Raw genomic sequence first — 17,003 nt, forward strand, 5'->3', positions numbered from 1 at the left:
TGCAGATGTTGCGAGATCAGACTTCGCGGCGCAGGGCTGGGAACAGGATCACGTCGCGGATGTTGGGCGCGTCGGTCAACAGCATCATCAGGCGGTCAATGCCGATGCCGCAGCCGCCGGTGGGGGGCAGGCCGTATTCCAGGGCACGGATGTAGTCGGCGTCGAAATACATGGCTTCTTCGTCGCCCGCGTCCTTGGCCGAAGCCTGAGCAGCGAAACGAGCGGCTTGCTCTTCAGGGTCATTCAGCTCGGAGAAGCCGTTGCCGTATTCGCGACCGGTGATGAACAGCTCGAAACGTTCGGTGATGCTGGGGTTGGTGTCCGAAGCACGGGCCAGCGGCGACACCTCGACGGGGTAGTCGATGATGAACGTGGGCTGCCACAGCTTTTCTTCCACGGCGGCTTCGAACATGCCGAATTGCAGTTCGGCCAGGTTCCAGCGGGCAGGGGGCTCTTCGCCAAGTTGCTTGAGCTTGCTGTGCAGGAATTCGGCGCTGTCGGCTTCGGCTTCGGTCAGGCCGGCCATCTTGATCAGCGATTCGCGCACGGTCATGCGTGCAAAAGGCGACTCCAGGTCCACTTCCTTCTCGCCGTAGGTGACCTTGGCGGTACCGACGGCGGCGATGGCAGCGTGACGCAGGATGGCTTCGGTGAAGTCCATCAGGTCATGGTGGTTCCACCATGCAGCGTAGAACTCCATCATCGTGAATTCGGGGTTGTGACGGACCGACACGCCTTCGTTGCGGAAGTTGCGGTTGATCTCGAACACGCGCTCGAAGCCGCCCACCACCAGGCGCTTGAGGTAGAGCTCAGGGGCGATGCGCAGGAACATTTCCTGGTCCAGCGCATTGTGGTGGGTGATGAAGGGCTTGGCGTTGGCACCACCGGGGATGGGGTGCATCATGGGCGTTTCGACTTCCAGGAACTGGTTGTCGACCATGAAGGCGCGGATGGAGGCGATGGCCTTGGAGCGGGCAATGAAGCGTGCGCGCGACTCTTCGTCCACGATCAGGTCGACGTAGCGCTGGCGGTACTTCTGTTCCTGATCGGTCATGCCGTGGAACTTGTCGGGCAGCGGGCGCAGGGCCTTGGTCAGCAGGCGGATCATGCTGACCTTGATCGACAGCTCGCCCGTCTTGGTCTTGAACAGGGTGCCTTCGGCGCCCAGGATGTCGCCCAAGTCCCAGTGCTTGAATGCGGCCAGGGTGTCGGCGCCCACGGCGTCCAGGGTCACATAGACCTGGATGCGGCCTGTGGCGTCTTGCAGCGTGCCGAAGCAGGCCTTGCCCATGACGCGCTTGAGCATCAGGCGGCCACCCACGCTGACCTGGATGCCTTGGGCTTCCAGTTCGGCGGCTTCCGTGCCGTCATGGGCCGCGTGCAGGGCGCCGGCGCGGTCAGCGGGCTTGAAATCGTTGGGGAATGCCACGCCTTGGGCACGGATGGCGGCCAGTTTCTCGCGACGTTCTGCCACCAGTTTGTTGGTGTCGAACTGGAGTTCAGGAGCCGTGTCGTGCGTGGGGTGAATGTGAGGCGTGGTCATGGTGGCGGCAAAAGTGAAGTCGGCCAAACCCTCGATTGTATGAAACCGTGCGCGACAATGACACCATGTCTGCTCAAGATTCCGCTTCTTCTGCTTCGTCGTCGGCGCAAATGTCGGCTTCCGTGCCTGTTTGGCAGCGGATCTGGCAGGCGATTCCGCGCGCGGCGCTCGGGAATCTGGTCGCCAAACTGTTGATCGTGGGGCTGGGTTTGGCCATCACGGTGCTGGTGGCGCGTCAGGGGCCCAAGGTTCAGGGCGCGTTCGCCTTGTTTGTGGCCGTGGAGTCGGCCTTGCTGACTTTGTTTTCGGGTTTGGGCTTGTGGCTGGCGCGTCAGGTGTCACAGCAGGCGCCCGATTCGGCGCTTCGCACCTTGCCCATGCTGCAAGGGGTGCTGCGTGCGGCGGTGTTCTTGGGGCTGCTGGCCTCGGTGGTGTTGCTGGCCGTGTCGTGGTGGGCGGACGCCATGCCGTATTCGCAGTTGTGGCTGCTGGCGCTGGCGGCGCCCTTCTTGCTCCTGGTCCCCACGGCCACGGGCCTGTGGTTGGGGGAAGGCCGCATGTGGCCCATCAATGTGGCGCAGGTGGCGGCCCCGGCTTCGGTGCTGCTGGGCTTGATGGGAGCGTCCTGGTTGATGCACGGGGGCACACGCAGCACCCCGGCCGTGGTGCTGGTGCTGATTGCCTGGGTGAGTGGCAAGTCGCTGGTGGCGGTGGTCACGGCCATTCGTGCCATGCGGGATGCCGATCAGCGTGATGGCGCCCAGGCCGATGCCTTGCAAAGTTCACGTCTGACCTCGTTCATGGCGCCGCAGGCAGTGTGGTGGCAGCAGTGGCCGTTTGTGGTCACGATTGGTGTCACCAACGTGGTGAGCTTGTTGAATTACCGGGCGTCACTGTTCCTCGTCGAGCGGTTCCACGGTTTGAGCGTGGTGGGCACGTATTCGGTGGCTGTGACGGTGGCCGAGTTGTTGTGGCTGCTGTCGTCGTCGGTGACGGTGTCGGCGTATGCCCGCATTGGTCACCCGGATGTGCGGGTGGCGGGCGCCATGACGGTGCAGGCGGTTCGCATCAACGTGCTGGCAACCCTGGCGGCGGCGCCCGTGTTGCTGGGGCTGGCCTGGTGGGGCCTGCCCTGGGTGATGGGGGAGGCCTATGCCGCCTCTTTGCTGCCCTTGGCGGCCTTGTTGCCAGGGGTGGCGGCGTATGCGGCGGCGTCCAGCTTGTCAGCGTTCTATACCAATCACCTGGGGCGCCCGCAGTTGTCGGGCAGCATTGCCGGCTTGTCTCTCACGGTGAGCTTTGGTCTGGGCTGGTTCCTGGTGCCGGCCTACGGTGCGGTGGGGGCCGGGCTGTCGTCCAGCCTGGGGTACATCGTGGCCATCGTGGCGGCCTATGGTGTGTTCCTGAAGCATGCGGGGCTCCCGGTGCGTGCCTTGTGGCAGCCTTCCTTGACCCGTCTGCCTTGATGGTCCTCGACGGGCAGCGGATGGGGGACAATAGGCGCACCCTTTTGCATGCCCTTTCACCCATTGTTGCCCCATGTCGGCCCTGATCCAGCGACTCAAGCATCCCATCGTGCGCTTGCTGGCCGTGTTCACCGGCCCGCGTGTGGTTTACGGCTGGCGTAACGCTGACGGCAGTTGGTGTCCGCATTCGCGTGTGAGCACCCACGCGAGCATCGAGGGGCACGGCAAGCTGGTCTTGCAGGACCATGTGTTCATCGGGCACTTCAACCGCATTGACGGATCGAATGGTTTGCTGATCGAAGAGGGCGTGCAGGTGACCAATTTTGTGTCCGTGCTCAGCCATTCCAGCCACAAAGCCGTGCGCGTGATGGGGCGTCGCTACGTGAATGAGGCTGACCCGGTGGGTTATGTGCGCCGCGCCACGCGCATCGGCGCTTACAGCTTCATTGGGCCCCATAGCGTGATCGCGCCGGGTGCGCAGATCGGCAAGGGGGTGATCGTGCAGGGCTACAGCTTTGTGTCCGGCGAGGTGCCTGACTTCGCCATCGTCGGGCCCCAGGCGCCGGGCAAACCTGCCGTGGTGCTGGGGGACAGCCGCTCGGTGGACCGGGCCTTGCTTCAGCGTCACCCAGAACTGCACAGCCTGTATGCCCACTGGGCCGGGCAAGACAACTTGCGCCGGGCCTTGCAGGGAACGCCTGCATCGCCTGCAGATGTTTAAAGGAAGGACAGGAACGAGCATGAATCGTCCAGATGCCGAGGGTGTACGCATCCTGTTTTTTGCCGATGCGGCCAGCGTGCACACCCGCCGCTGGGTGGCAGCGATGGTGGAGCGTGGGGCGCGGGCTGTGGTCATCACGCGCCAGGCTGCCGAGGTGCCGGGCGCCGATGAGGTGATTGCCATCGCGCCGGGCAGTGACAAGATGAGCTGGTTCACGGCCTTGCCCCGTGTGCGCAAGGTGGTCAAGGAAGTGGCCGCTCGCTTCCAGCCCACCCTGGTGCATGGCCACTATGTGACGTCCTATGGTTTGTGGGCAGCGGCGTGCGGCTTGAAGGTGCCGCGTGTGCTGACCGCCTGGGGCAGCGATGTGCTCGTGACCCCGCGTGAAAGCCGCTTCATGCGCATGGTGGTGGCGTGGTCCATGCACCATGCCGATCTGGTGACGGCCGACTCGATGGACATGATCGAGGAGATCGCTCGTTTTCATCCCTCCGGCCCTTGTCATCAGATTTTGTGGGGCGCCGACACCGACAAGTTCGTGCCGGGCACGCCGGCCGAAGGCTTCGAGGTCATCAGCCTGCGCTCCTGGGAAGCTAACTACAACATCGACGTCATCATCGAAGCGTTTGCGCGGGTGGTGGCGCAGCGCCCCGACAGCCCGATGCGCTTGCATCTGCTGGGTGGCGGTTTGTTGCAGGACGAGTTGAGTCAGCGCGTCAAATCGCTGGGCTTGCAGGATCTGGTGCAGTTTCACGGACGCGTCGGTGATGCCGAGATGGTGGCTGCCATCCAGCGCAGTCGCGTGTCGGTGTCTGTGCCCACCAGCGATGCGACCTCGGTGTCGGTGCTGGAGTCCATGTCGTGTGCCTTGCCCATCATTGGTTCGGACTTGCCCGCCAATCGGCAGTGGATTGACGAGCAGGGGGGCTGGATCGTGCCGATTCGGGATGTCGATGCGTTGGCCGACGCCCTGTTGCAGGCCCATGACCATCCGCAGCAAACCACGCAAATGGGGCAGTACAACCGCGCACGCATCGAACGTGATGCCTCGCGTCGCGGGCAGATGGATGCCATGTGGCGCCTGTATCAGCGTTTGCTGCATCCGACCACATATCGCCTGACGCGTCCCCGTCCTCAGGAGCGTTCGTGAGCGATCAAGCCGTTTCCCGCGTCGTGTCTGTGATCGTGCCGTGCCGCAACGAGCGCGACTACATCACCGACTTCTGTGCCAGTGTTGCAGCCCAATCCATTCCGGACGGCTGGACGCTGGAGGTGTGGATCGCCGATGGCATGAGCGACGATGGCACCCGCGAGCGTTTGGCCGACTGGTGCGCGCAGGATGCGCGGTTTCACATGATCGACAACCCGGGGCGCATCGTGTCCTGTGGGTTGAACCGGTGTATCGAGCAGTCGCAAGGCGAGTTCATCGTGCGCCTGGATGTGCACACGGTCTATGCCGAAGATTACGTGGCGCAGTGCCTGGCGACCTGGCAGGCCACGGGGGCCGACAACGTGGGTGGTCCCTGGCGTGCGCAAGGCACCGAAGGCGCGCGTGGCGTGGTGCAACGAGCGATTGCCGCAGCCTTTCAGTCCCGACTGGTGGCCGGGGGGGCTTTGTCGCGCGACCTGAACCACAACGGCGAAGTGGACACCGTGTACCTGGGGGCTTGGCCGCGTGCCACCTTTGAGCGTTTCGGTGGTTTCGACGAGCAGTTGGTGCGCAATCAGGACGACGAGCACAACCTGCGCATCCACAAAGGTGGCGGGCGCATCTGGCAGTCGTCCAGCATCCGTTCGACCTATTTCCCGCGCGCCAGCAAGGCCGACGTGTTCCGTCAGTACCGTCAGTACGGTTACTGGAAGCCCTTTGTCATGACCAAGCATGGTCAGGCGGCCGCGGTGCGGCATCTGATTCCGGGACTGTTTGTGGCAACGCTCATCACCTTGGTGATGGCCACTTTTGCGGGGGCGTTGCTGGTGAAGTGCGCACCTTTGAATGAGGTGTGGCTGATGGGCCTGATCTGGCTGACCACGGCCACAGCCCTGGGCGCCGTCTTGCTGTCGGTGGCCTATGGTGTGGCGGTCTATGCCATCAGCTGGCAGATCGCCCAGGCGCAAGGGCGCGAGTTGCTCAAGCACCTGCCCGATGTCATCGCGGCTTATCACTTCGGCTACGGCCTGGGCTCCTTGCGTGGCTGGTGGGATGCCCTGGTTCGCCGTCGCCCTGATCCTGCATTTGGTCGGCTCACACGCTGAGCCTCAACCTGATCGAGTTTGTCATGAGTTCTTCTTCTCAACCCTTCCTGCCGTTTGCCTTGCCCGAAATTGGCGAGGAAGAAATCGCCGAAGTCGTCGACACCCTGCGCTCTGGCTGGGTGACCACCGGTCCCAAGGCGCGTCAGTTCGAGCAGGCGTTTGTGGACTACCTGGGTGATGCAAGCTTGCAGGCGATCGCCGTCAATTCGGCCACCGCGGGTTTGCATCTGGCGCTGGAAGCCTTGGGCATTGGCCCGGGCGATGAGGTCATCACGACTACGCACACCTTCACGGCCACGGCCGAAGTGGTGCGCTACCTCGGTGCCGACGTCAAGCTGGTCGACATTGATCCCGCCACCCTCAACATCGATCCCGCCGCCATTGAAGCGGCCATAACCCCGCGCACCAAGGCGCTGATGCCCGTGCACTACGCCGGCTTGTCGGTCGACATGGACGCCATCATGGCGATTGCCCGCAAGCATGGCCTGAAGGTGGTGGAAGACGCCGCGCACGCTTTGCCCACCACTTGGCGTGGCGCGCGCATCGGCACACTGCAAAGCGATGCCGTGGTGTTCAGCTTCTATGCCAACAAGACCATGACCACCGGTGAGGGCGGCATGCTGGTGACGCGCGACGCCCAGCTGGCTGCTCGCGCCAAGGTGATGCGCCTGCACGGCATCAACCGCGATGCCTTCGACCGATTTACCGCCAAGGTGCCCAGCTGGTACTACGAAATCGTGGCCCCGGGCTTCAAGTACAACCTGACGGACATTGCCGCCGCCATGGGGCTGCATCAGCTCAAGCGTCTGCCCGGCTTCCAGGTGCGCCGTGAGCAGATCGCCGCACGCTACGACGAGGCCCTGGCCGACTTGCCGCTGATCGTGCCACCCCGTCCCGTGCATGCGGGCGATCTGCACTCGTGGCACCTGTATGTGGTGCGTCTGACCGACGATGCGCCCATTCAACGCGATCAGCTCATCGAAAGCCTGTTTGCCGATGGCATCGGGGTCAGCGTGCACTACATCCCGCTGCATCTGCACCCGTACTGGAAAGAACGCTACGACTTGAAACCCGAGGCGTTCCCGCACAGCCAGAAGGCCTACGAGCGCATGGTCACACTGCCGCTGTACACCCGCATGACCGACGAGGACGTCGAGCGTGTCATCACCTCGGTCCGCAAGGCGTTGGGTCGATGAGCAAGCGGTTGTTTGACTGGGTGATGTCGTCGCTGGGCCTGCTGGCGCTGGGGCCCATCCTGGTGCTCATTGCGCTGGCCGTGAAGCTCGACTCCCCCGGTCCGGTGTTTTTCAGACAAGAACGCGTGGGGCGTTTTGGTCAACCGTTCCGCATCCACAAGTTCCGCACCATGCGGCATGAGCCCGCAGACAAGGGCTTGCAGATCACGGTGGGTGCAGACCGTCGCATCACCCGTGTGGGGCATTTTTTGCGGGCTTCCAAGCTCGACGAGTTGCCTCAACTGCTGGATGTCTGGCAGGGCACGATGAGCCTGGTCGGACCACGCCCGGAGGTGCCACGGTATGTGGCGCACTATCCAGCAGCGTTGCGCGACAAGATTTTGTCGGTTCGTCCGGGGATCACCGACATCGCGTCGATTGAATACCGTGACGAGAGCACTGTACTGGGACGCGCCGCCGACCCGGAGCACGCCTACATCCACGAAGTGCTGCCGCACAAGCTGGCGCTGGCTGCAGCCTATGTGGACCGCGCCTCGGTGTGGCTCGACATTCAGCTGATTGCTCGCACCCTCGCTGCCATCGTGCGTCGCTGAGGGGCGCGGCGGCCGCTCAGCAGGCCACGATGTTCACCGTCAATGCCAGGCCGCCTTGCGCGGTTTCTTTGTAGCGTGACTGCATGTCCGCCCCCGTTTGTTTCATGGTCAGAATGACTTGATCCAGGCTCACGCGATGGCGGCCATCGCCATGCAGCGCCAGGCGTGCCGCATTGATGGCTTTGACGGCCGCCAGGGCATTGCGCTCAATGCAGGGGATTTGCACCAGTCCTGCCACGGGGTCGCAGGTCAGGCCGAGGTGGTGTTCCATGCCAATCTCTGCGGCGTTTTCGATCTGCTCTGGGGTGCCGCCCAGTACGGCGCACAAGCCGGCCGCAGCCATGGAGCAGGCCACGCCCACCTCGCCCTGGCAACCCACTTCGGCGCCAGAAATGGACGCGTTTTCTTTGTAGAGCAGGCCGATGGCCGCAGCGGTCAACAAAAAGTCTTCCACGCCGGTGTCTGAGGCGCCGGGCACAAAGCGGCGGTAGTAATGCAAGACCGCTGGAATGATGCCGGCGGCCCCGTTGGTGGGCGCAGTGACCACCCGGTTGCCGGCGGCGTTTTCTTCATTGACCGCCAAGGCGTACAGATTGACCCAGTCCATCACGAGCAAGGGGTCGTCATGGAGTGAACGCTGGCTCAGCGTTTGATACAGCATGGGGGCGCGCCGCCGGACCTGCAACCCGCCTGGCAGGGTGCCTTCTGCATGCAGGCCACGTTCGACGCAGGCCTGCATGGCCGACCAGATACCCAGCAGACCCGCGCGCACCTCCGCATCGCTTCGCCAGTGCGCTTCGTTGTGACGCATCAGATCCGCAATGCTCAATTGATGTTCACCTGTCAGGGCGAGCAAGGACTTGGCGCTGTGGAAGCTCAACGGCAACTCGTCGGCGCGCGTGGCAATTTTGTGCAGTGCGCCCACATCTGAAGCGGCGTCATCGCTGATCACAAAACCGCCGCCTACCGAGTAATAGGTACGCTGTAGCAAGTCGTGCCCCTGGGCATCACAAGCCGTCAGGCGCAGGGCATTGGGGTGAAAGGGTAAGCGCTCTGCAGGACGAAAGCGGAGGTCTCGGGGGAGATCAAACCGGATGTCGTGCAGCCCCATCAGGGACAAACGCCCCCGGCGTGCCACGGCTTCCATCCATCCCGGGATGAGGTCCAGCGGGACCGTATCGGGGGCATGCCCCATCAGCCCCAGCACCACCGCCCGGCCACTGCCATGCCCGAGTCCGGTCGCGCCCAGGGATCCCAGCAGATCACATTGCACATGCGCGCATGACGTCAGCTGACCATTGGCCTGCAGTTGCTGGGCAAAGAGCTTGGCGGCCCGCATGGGGCCCACCGTGTGCGAACTCGAAGGGCCAATGCCAACCTTGAACAGATCGAAGACGGAAGTGGCCATGATGCGACTCCTGCTGCTGGAGATCTTGAACTGCGTTCCGAGTTGTAGGCAAGTGGGCTAACCCGACGCACTTGTGATGATTCACACGGAGTCTGTCGTTGGTGCCATGTGGATGAGCGATGATGTGGCCTTCGTTTCAATTGCTGTATCGAGATTCATTCCATGACTGCATCGACTTCTTCTCACGGTGACTTGCGATTTGACGGCCGCGTGGCCATCGTGACGGGCGCAGGGGGCGGCTTGGGCCGCAGCCATGCCTTGGCTTTGGCGGCGCGTGGTGCCAAGGTGGTGGTCAACGATCTGGGCGGCAGCCGTGACGGCAGTGGTGGCAGCAGTGCGGCCGCAGATGCGGTGGTGGCGGAAATCCGTGCGGCGGGTGGCGTGGCCATGGCCAATGGTTGCTCCGTCACGGATCCGGCTGGCGTGCAGGCCATGGTCGAGCAGGTGATGGCCGAGTGGGGGCGCATCGACATCCTGGTCAACAACGCCGGGATCTTGCGCGACAAGAGTTTCTCGAAGATGTCGCTCGATGACTTCCGCCTGGTGGTGGACGTGCACCTGATGGGCAGTGTCTACACCACCAAGGCCGTGTGGGACATCATGCGTGAGCAAGGCTACGGCCGTATTGTGTTCACGACCTCGTCATCGGGCCTGTATGGCAACTTTGGTCAATCGAACTACGGTGCCGCGAAGATGGCCGTGGTGGGGCTGATGCAGACCCTGTCTCTGGAAGGCGAGAAGAACAACATCCGCGTGAATTGCTTGGCGCCGACGGCGGCCACACGCATGACCGAAGACCTCCTGCCAGCCGATTTGCTCAAGCTGCTGACGCCTGAGAGCGTCACCCCAGGTTTGCTGGCACTTGTGGCGGAAGATGCGCCGACGCGCGCCATCCTGTGCGCGGGCGCGGGCGCGTTTGGTGCCGCCCATGTCACCTTGACCGATGGCGTGGTGATCAAGCCGGGGGCTGATGCCGCCGAACAAGTGGTTGCGCAGTGGGATGCCATTCAAGACCGTGCTGGCGAAGTGGTTCCTGGCAGCGGCATGGTCCAGACGCAGGGGCAGTTGACCAAGGTGATGAGCGCGCTGTGACCGATCACATCTGAGTTGCAGTGTGCCGTGGCCGCGTGAGCGGCTGTGCAGTAGGGCGATGGCCGATGAGGCGTCGCCCTTTTTTGTTTTCTGCATATACAAGTGACAAATAAGTTGTTCTTCAGATGAGGGGCGCTCTCTAACATGCGTTCATTGCATTAGAGAAGAGGTCCGTCATGCTCATTTCTTGGAAGAACACCCTGCGTCACTTGAGCGTTGCCGCGGTCATGGCCTCGGGCCTGAGTTCGTTGGCACACGCCGATACCACCCTGCTCAATGTCAGCTATGACGTGACCCGTGAGTTCTACAAAGCCTACAACGTCGCGTTTGCCAAGTACTGGAAGCAGACAACCGGCGAGACGGTCACCATCAACCAGTCTCATGGTGGATCCAGCAAGCAAGCGGGCAGTGTGGTCGCCGGTCTGGCTGCAGACGTGATCACCATGAACCAGGCCAATGACATCGACATCCTGGCCGAACGCGGTGGTTTGGTGCCCGCAGATTGGGCCAAGCGCTTGCCCAACAACAGCGCGCCCACCACCTCGGTCACCGTGATCCTGGTGCGCAAGGGCAATCCCAAGGGCCTCAAGGACTGGACCGATCTGGCCAAGCCGGGTGTGTCGGTTGTGATCCCCAACCCCAAGACATCTGGCAACGGTCGCTACACCTACCTGGCAGCCTGGGGTTCGGTCATCAAGTCGGGCGGCAATGCCGTGCAGGCGCGTGGCTTGGTTGAAAAGCTGTTTGCCAACGTACCCGTTTTTGATGGCGGTGGGCGTGCAGCCACCACCACCTTTGCTCAGCGCAACATCGGTGATGCCCTGGTGACCTTCGAAAGCGAAGTGCCACTCATCCAAAACGAGTTCAACGGTGACTATCAGGTGGTCTACCCTAAGGTGACCATCCTGGCGGAGAACCCCGTCAGTGTGGTGGACAAGGTGGTCGACAAGAAGGGCTCACGCAAGCAGGCCGAAGCCTACTTGAAGTACCTCTGGTCGGATGAAGGGCAGTTGATCGCGGCCAAGAGCCACCTGCGTCCCCGTTCGCCACAAGTGCTGGCGCAGTTCAAGTCGGCCTTCATCAATGTCCCGACGTTCACGGTGGATGAAGTGTTTGGCGGCTGGAAGAAGGCGCAAAACGATCACTTCAAAGACGGCGGCATTTACGACCAGATCACGGCGAGCGGTCGCCGTCAGTGATCTCCCCTTGATGCAAGAGTGAGTTGAGATGATTTTTTCGAAAACCCTGCTGCGGCGGCACACGGTGTTGCCCGGCTTTGATCTGGCGCTGGGGCTGACCTTGCTCTACCTGTGCTTGATCGTGTTGATTCCCTTGAGTGCGACGTTCTTGCGCAGCACGTCGTTGACCTGGCCGGAGTTCGTGGAGGTGGTGACCTCGCCACGGGTGGTCGCGTCTTACAAGTTGACCTTCGGCTCGTCCTTGCTGGCTGCCGCGATCAACGCCTTTTTTGGGCTGTTGGTGGCGTGGGTGCTGGTTCGGTATCAGTTTGTCGGTCGCCGACTCGTGGATGCTTTGGTCGATCTGCCCTTTGCCCTGCCGACTGCGGTGGCCGGCATCACCCTGACGGGGCTGTATGCCAGCAATGGCTGGATCGGCCAGTGGTTGGAGGCCGTGGGGGTGAAGGTGGCATTCACGCCTGCCGGGGTGTTTGTGGCCATGACCTTCATCGGCTTGCCGTTTGTGGTGCGCACGGTGCAGCCCATCTTGGAAGACTTGTCTGCCGAACTGGAAGAGGCGGCGGCCACCTTGGGCGCTTCGCGTTGGCAAAGTTTCACCAAAGTGGTGTTGCCCATCGTGACGCCCGCGCTGCTGACCGGGTTTGCGCTGGCATTTGCGCGAGCACTGGGTGAATACGGTTCCATCATTTTCATTGCCGGCAACATGCCGATGATTTCCGAGATCACACCTTTGCTGATCATCACGAAGCTGGAGCAGTACGACTATGCCGGGGCGACTGCCATTGCCGTGGTGATGCTGGTGATGTCATTCATTTTGCTGCTGGCCATCAATGGCTTGCAGGCCTGGACGCGCAAGCGCCAGGGCAAGTAAGAAGGAGTTGCCGTGAGTGCAGTGTCTGTGGCCGGAGCAACGACCGAACCCGCGTGGGTGCGGCGTGTGCTGATTGCAGTGGCCTTGCTGTTTTTGTCGCTCTTTTTGTTCGTGCCGCTGATCTCGGTCTTCTTTGAAGCCTTCAAAAAGGGGTGGGAGGTCTATGTCGCGGCCGTGACCGAACCTGATGCGATTGATGCCATGAAGTTGACCTTGATCGCAGCACTGATTGCGGTCCCCATGAATCTGGTTTTCGGGGTGTCGGCCGCATGGGCCATCGCGAAATTCGATTTCCGTGGCAAGAGCGTGCTGCTCACCTTGATTGACTTGCCGTTTTCGGTGTCGCCGGTGGTGGCCGGTCTGATCTATGTGCTGGTGTTTGGCTTGCAGGGGTGGTTCGGTGAGTGGTTGCAGGCGCATGACCTCAAAGTGATCTTTGCCGTGCCGGGCATCGTGTTGGCCACCCTCTTCGTGACTTTCCCGTTTGTGGCGCGTGAACTGATCCCGCTGATGCAGGCCCAGGGCCAGGAGCAGGAAGAGGCTGCACGTGTGTTGGGCGCGTCAGGCTGGCAGACCTTCTGGAAGGTGACGCTGCCCAACGTCAAGTGGGGGCTGCTGTACGGCGTGATCCTGTGTAACGCCCGTGCAATGGGCGAGTTCGGGGCGGTGTCCGTGGTGTCGGGGCACATTCGAGGCCAGACCAATACCTTGCCCTTGCACATTGAAATTCTCTACAACGAGTACCAGTTTGCGGCGGCGTTTGCCGTGGCCTCGCTGTTGGCGAGTCTGGCGCTGGTCACATTGGTTCTCAAATACATCGTTGAACGCCGGGTGCATCAACAAATCACCCAGGCCAAATCAGCTGGAGCGGCAGCATGAGCATTGAAGTCACGAATCTGGCCAAGCGTTTCGGCCAAACTGTGGTGTGCGACAACCTGAATCTGCACATTCCGTCGGGCGAGTTGGTGGCCTTGCTGGGGCCTTCCGGCTCCGGGAAGACTTCCTTGTTGCGCATCATCGCGGGCCTGGAAACGCCCGACAGCGGCGTGGTGCTGTTCAACGGGGAAGACACCACCCATGTGGCGGTGCGTGAGCGCAATGTGGGTTTTGTGTTTCAGCACTACGCGCTGTTCGGCCACATGACCATTTTCGAGAACGTGGCATTTGGTCTGCGCGTGCGGCCGAAAGCCACTCGTCCCTCCGAGGAAACCATCCGAACCAAGGTGACGGAGTTGCTCAAGCTGGTGCAGCTGGACTGGATCGCGGATCGCTATCCGCATCAGCTTTCGGGTGGCCAGCGTCAGCGCATTGCGTTGGCACGTGCCTTGGCGGTGGAGCCCAAAGTGCTGTTGCTGGACGAACCCTTTGGTGCGCTGGATGCCAAGGTTCGCAAGGAGTTGCGTCGCTGGTTGCGTCGTCTGCATGACGAGATGCACATCACCAGCGTGTTCGTGACACACGATCAGGAAGAGGCCATGGAGGTGGCCGATCGCATCGTGGTGATGAACCAAGGTCGCATCGAACAGGTTGGGGCGCCGGACGAGGTGTACGACCACCCTGCCACGCCGTTTGTGTTGCAGTTCCTGGGCGATGTGAACCTGTTTCATGGTCGGGATCACGCTCCCGGTGGGGTGGGCGAGACGCCCGCCGTGAGCTATGTGCGCCCCCATGAAATTCAGGTGCTGGCCCGCGCGGAAGAGGGCAGTTTGTCGGCGACCTTGATCGACACCCTGACCGTGGGCCCGAACACGCGCCTGGCCTTCCAGCGCGGGGATGGGCAGGGCGAGATCGAGGTGGAGTTGACGCGTGATGAATTCGCCGCATTGCGTGACAGCGGTGTGTTGCGTGCTGGAGAGGTGGCGCATCTCAAGCCGCGTCGAGTGCGGCACTTTGAAGCGCCCGTGACCCAGCAGGGGGCGGTATGAACTTTCAACAATTGCGATCGGTCCGTGAGGCCGTTCGGCGCGGGTTCAACCTCACGGAGGTGGCCAATGCCTTGCACACCTCGCAGCCTGGGGTCAGTCGCCAGATTCGAGAGCTGGAAGACGAACTGGGCGTGGAGTTGTTTCAGCGGGTGGGCAAGCGCCTGACGGGCATGACGCCACCCGGGCAGCAGTTGTTGCCCGTCATTGAACGGCTGTTGGGCGAGGCTGAAAACCTGCGCCAGGCGGCGCGCGACTGTTCTTCACACGATGTCGGCCCACTGTCTTTGGCTGCCACCCAATCTCAGGCGCGCTATGCCCTGCCGGGGGCGGTGAAGGATTTCCGGCAGCTCTACCCGCAGGTGACCTTGAGCCTGCATCAAGGCTCACCGCGTCAGGTGGCGCAAATGCTCATCAACGGTGAGGCGGACATCGGCATCGCGACCGAAGCCCTGGATCAGTATGAGCAACTGGTCACGCTGCCTTGCTACAGCTGGACCCACTGCGTCGTGGTGCCCCCCGATCATCCTTTGCTGGATAGTGAGCCGCTGACTTTGGCACGACTGGCGCGTTACCCCATGGTCACGTATGAAGGGGGCTTCACAGGGCGCTCGCACATCGACGAGGCCTTTGCCAAAGAGGGCATCAAACCCAGCATCGTGCTGTCCGCGATGGACGCCGACGTGATCAAAACCTATGTGGAGTTGGGGATGGGGGTGGGGATCGTGGCGTCGATCGCGTTTGATCCCGATCGGGATCGAAATCTGCGTGCGATCGATGCGGGGCATCTGTTTGCAGTCAATATGACGCGGCTGGCGTTCCGACGAGGGGCCTTCTTGCGAGGCTATGCCTACGGCTTCATCGAAACGTTTGCGCCGCCGCTGACACGCGAGGTGGTCGAACAGGCTGTCAATTTGGCCAATGAAGCCGAAACGTGAGGCGCCCCATCAGAGGGGCGCGTTAGTCAGCTTGACCTGAGAATGGAGATTGATACAGTGGGCGCCTCCATGTTTTGAGGATTCCTATGATCAAACACTCTGTTCTGGCTGCTTCTGTTGCGCTGTTGATGGGGGCGCCACTGGCCCAAGCGGGCGAGGCTTATCTGGCCTTGGGCTTTCCCATCGTGCAAGTGGGTTACGCACACAGCGTCAACCAACAGCTGGGCTTGCGCGCCGACTTCGGGACCAGTGGCACCTTCAGCAAGGATGGCATGGAAGAGGGGATCGACTACAAGGGTGATCTGAATTTGCACCGTGTGGGTTTGTTTGCCGACTACTTCCCATTCAGCGGCGGTTTCCGACTGACCGGTGGCGTGACCCTGAACAAGGCTGAGTTGAAGTTGAACTCCAACTTGGTCAATGGTCGCAATGTGACCATCGGCGACCAGTCCTACACCCCGGATGGCTCCGAATACCTGAACGTTCAGGTGAAGATGCCTGCCGTGATGCCCTACATCGGCATTGGTTGGGGGCATCAGGCCAGCGAGAAGGGCTGGGGCTTTGTGGCGGATCTGGGTGTTTCGGTTGGCAAGGCCACCCTGGACTATCAGACCAACCTGATTGCCAAGTCGGGCGGGACGATCACCCAAGCTGACGTTGACAAGGAAGTCAGTGAATTGCGCGACAGCGTGGGCAAGGTGACAGTTTTGCCCCAAATCAGCTTGGGCGTCAGCTACAAGTTCTGATGTCGTGACCTTCTCGGTGGAGCAGCGCGCGCTTGCGCGCTTCCCCCCACCGGTAGCCTGACAGGCTGCCGTCCTGCCGAACCACGCGGTGGCAGGGAATGAGGATGGCGCAGGTGTTGGCCGCGCAGGCGCCGGCCACTGCCCGGACTGCGCGCGGACGATGGACCCGGCGCGCCAACTCCGAATAACTGATGACCTGACCTGCTGGGATCTGCTGCAAGGCCGCCCAGACCTGCTGCTGAAAGGCCGTGCCGTGTGCGCGCAGTTTCAAATTCGGCAGTGGCGTCCCTGCTGGTTGCGCCAGGTGTTGCGCCACCACGGTCAGATGGCGCTGCACTTCGTGCTGTGCACAGGCAGGCGTGGCCTCTGGCCATGCGGTGACCAGTTCGGCGATCAGGCTTTCGGCATCGTCGCCCAACCAGATCGCACACACGGCGTCGCCCTGACTGGCGACCAGCACCGTACCCAGATCACAAGGGGTGGTGACGTAGCAAACCTGTGTCATGTCCTGAAATGTGGGTGAGGTTTGTGAAAAAGGCCATTGCAGGGCCCTCTTGAAATGTCGCGGACCGTCCATATAATCTGTTAGCACTCGCTGAGTGTGAGTGCTAACGGTTGGGTCGATGACTCGATCCGCCCCATATTCAGCTATTTCAACGTGAGTTGTCACTCTCGTTGAGTCCATTGTTCCAACCGATGTCTCAAGAGACAGGAGAAGTCATGAAACTGCGTCCTCTGCACGATCGCGTGATCGTCAAGCGCCTGGAAAACGAAACCAAGACCGCCCTGGGCATCATCATCCCTGACAACGCCACCGAGAAGCCTGACCAAGGCGAAGTGCTGGCTGTCGGTCCTGGCAAGCGCAATGACAAGGGTGAATTCGTCGCCCTGAACGTGGCTGTGGGTGACCGTGTGCTGTTCGGCAAGTACTCCGGCCAAACCGTGAAGGTTGACGGCGAAGAGCTGTTGGTCATGCGCGAAGAGGACCTCTTCGCTGTGGTCACCAAGTAATCGAGCCGCGCTCAGGCACTACCCCTTTCTACTGATTTCGG

At 61.9% G+C, this 17,003-nt stretch carries 17 protein-coding genes; 14 read left to right on the top strand and 3 right to left on the bottom strand.

The genetic code is table 11. From position 1 onward, the window contains the following. Positions 1–16: 16 nt before the first annotated feature. Positions 17–1,543, bottom strand: a complete 1,527-nt coding sequence (gene lysS / locus ACMV18_RS10855) for a lysine--tRNA ligase (protein WP_420817856.1) — start codon at positions 1,541–1,543, stop codon at positions 17–19. Positions 1,544–1,608: 65 nt separating this feature from the next. Here lysS and ACMV18_RS10860 point away from each other — a divergent pair, with 65 nt between their 5' ends. From ACMV18_RS10860 to ACMV18_RS10885, 6 genes are all read left to right on the top strand, one after another. Further along, on the top strand, positions 1,609–3,009 hold the full coding sequence (locus ACMV18_RS10860; protein ID WP_420817857.1) for a lipopolysaccharide biosynthesis protein: 1,401 nt from the start codon (positions 1,609–1,611) through the stop codon (positions 3,007–3,009). A 73-nt stretch (positions 3,010–3,082) separates the two neighbouring features. Continuing rightward, positions 3,083–3,730: an acyltransferase gene (locus tag ACMV18_RS10865; protein WP_374258176.1), complete on the top strand. Its 648-nt coding sequence runs from the start codon at positions 3,083–3,085 to the stop codon at positions 3,728–3,730. A gap of 19 nt (positions 3,731–3,749) precedes the next feature. Next, the gene (locus ACMV18_RS10870) at positions 3,750–4,880 is read left to right on the top strand and encodes a glycosyltransferase (RefSeq protein ID WP_420817858.1); all 1,131 of its coding nucleotides are present in this window, start codon (positions 3,750–3,752) and stop codon (positions 4,878–4,880) included. After that, positions 4,877–5,986 carry a glycosyltransferase family 2 protein gene (locus ACMV18_RS10875; RefSeq protein WP_420817859.1) on the top strand — a complete coding sequence of 370 codons (1,110 nt, stop codon included), beginning with the start codon at positions 4,877–4,879 and terminating at the stop codon, positions 5,984–5,986. Before ACMV18_RS10870 ends, ACMV18_RS10875 begins: the two co-directional genes overlap by 4 nt. 23 nt (positions 5,987–6,009) lie before the next feature. Further along, a complete protein-coding gene (locus ACMV18_RS10880) occupies positions 6,010–7,182 on the top strand; it encodes a DegT/DnrJ/EryC1/StrS family aminotransferase (protein ID WP_420817860.1) in 1,173 nt (390 codons plus the stop codon). Then, positions 7,179–7,775 carry a sugar transferase gene (locus tag ACMV18_RS10885; protein WP_420817861.1) on the top strand — a complete coding sequence of 199 codons (597 nt, stop codon included), beginning with the start codon at positions 7,179–7,181 and terminating at the stop codon, positions 7,773–7,775. The genes ACMV18_RS10880 and ACMV18_RS10885 overlap by 4 nt, the downstream gene beginning before the upstream one ends. 16 nt (positions 7,776–7,791) lie before the next feature. On the opposite strand, the gene ACMV18_RS10890 is transcribed toward ACMV18_RS10885, so the two are convergent. Continuing rightward, positions 7,792–9,183 (bottom strand): L-serine ammonia-lyase, encoded by a 1,392-nt coding sequence (locus ACMV18_RS10890; protein ID WP_420817862.1) that lies wholly within the window; start codon positions 9,181–9,183, stop codon positions 7,792–7,794. 162 nt (positions 9,184–9,345) lie between these two features. On the opposite strand from ACMV18_RS10890, the gene ACMV18_RS10895 reads away from it, so the two are divergent. From ACMV18_RS10895 to ACMV18_RS10925, 7 genes are all read left to right on the top strand, one after another. Beyond that, a complete protein-coding gene (locus ACMV18_RS10895) occupies positions 9,346–10,275 on the top strand; it encodes an SDR family NAD(P)-dependent oxidoreductase (RefSeq protein WP_374256904.1) in 930 nt (309 codons plus the stop codon). A 176-nt stretch (positions 10,276–10,451) separates the two neighbouring features. Continuing rightward, on the top strand, positions 10,452–11,474 hold the full coding sequence (locus ACMV18_RS10900) for a sulfate ABC transporter substrate-binding protein (protein ID WP_420817863.1): 1,023 nt from the start codon (positions 10,452–10,454) through the stop codon (positions 11,472–11,474). Between the two features lie 28 nt (positions 11,475–11,502). Beyond that, on the top strand, positions 11,503–12,345 hold the full coding sequence (gene cysT / locus ACMV18_RS10905) for a sulfate ABC transporter permease subunit CysT (protein ID WP_420817864.1): 843 nt from the start codon (positions 11,503–11,505) through the stop codon (positions 12,343–12,345). Positions 12,346–12,357: 12 nt separating this feature from the next. Further along, entirely contained in the window at positions 12,358–13,224 is an 867-nt protein-coding gene (cysW, locus tag ACMV18_RS10910) for a sulfate ABC transporter permease subunit CysW (RefSeq protein WP_420817865.1), read from the top strand. Beyond that, a complete protein-coding gene (locus ACMV18_RS10915) occupies positions 13,221–14,270 on the top strand; it encodes a sulfate/molybdate ABC transporter ATP-binding protein (protein ID WP_420817866.1) in 1,050 nt (349 codons plus the stop codon). The genes cysW and ACMV18_RS10915 overlap by 4 nt, the downstream gene beginning before the upstream one ends. Next, positions 14,267–15,205 (top strand): CysB family HTH-type transcriptional regulator, encoded by a 939-nt coding sequence (locus ACMV18_RS10920; protein ID WP_420817867.1) that lies wholly within the window; start codon positions 14,267–14,269, stop codon positions 15,203–15,205. Before ACMV18_RS10915 ends, ACMV18_RS10920 begins: the two co-directional genes overlap by 4 nt. Positions 15,206–15,291: 86 nt before the next feature. Then, positions 15,292–15,951 carry a hypothetical protein gene (locus tag ACMV18_RS10925; RefSeq protein WP_420817868.1) on the top strand — a complete coding sequence of 220 codons (660 nt, stop codon included), beginning with the start codon at positions 15,292–15,294 and terminating at the stop codon, positions 15,949–15,951. Here ACMV18_RS10925 and ACMV18_RS10930 read toward each other — a convergent pair. Continuing rightward, positions 15,935–16,456, bottom strand: coding sequence for a methylated-DNA--[protein]-cysteine S-methyltransferase (locus tag ACMV18_RS10930; RefSeq protein ID WP_420817869.1), 522 nt, complete (start codon positions 16,454–16,456; stop codon positions 15,935–15,937). The genes ACMV18_RS10925 and ACMV18_RS10930 overlap by 17 nt on opposite strands. A gap of 215 nt (positions 16,457–16,671) precedes the next feature. On the opposite strand from ACMV18_RS10930, the gene ACMV18_RS10935 reads away from it, so the two are divergent. Then, positions 16,672–16,962, top strand: a complete 291-nt coding sequence (locus ACMV18_RS10935) for a co-chaperone GroES (RefSeq protein WP_374256895.1) — start codon at positions 16,672–16,674, stop codon at positions 16,960–16,962. Positions 16,963–17,003: the final 41 nt, after the last annotated feature.

The organism is Aquabacterium sp. (genome assembly GCF_048860245.1).
GTDB lineage: Bacteria > Pseudomonadota > Gammaproteobacteria > Burkholderiales > Burkholderiaceae_C > Aquabacterium.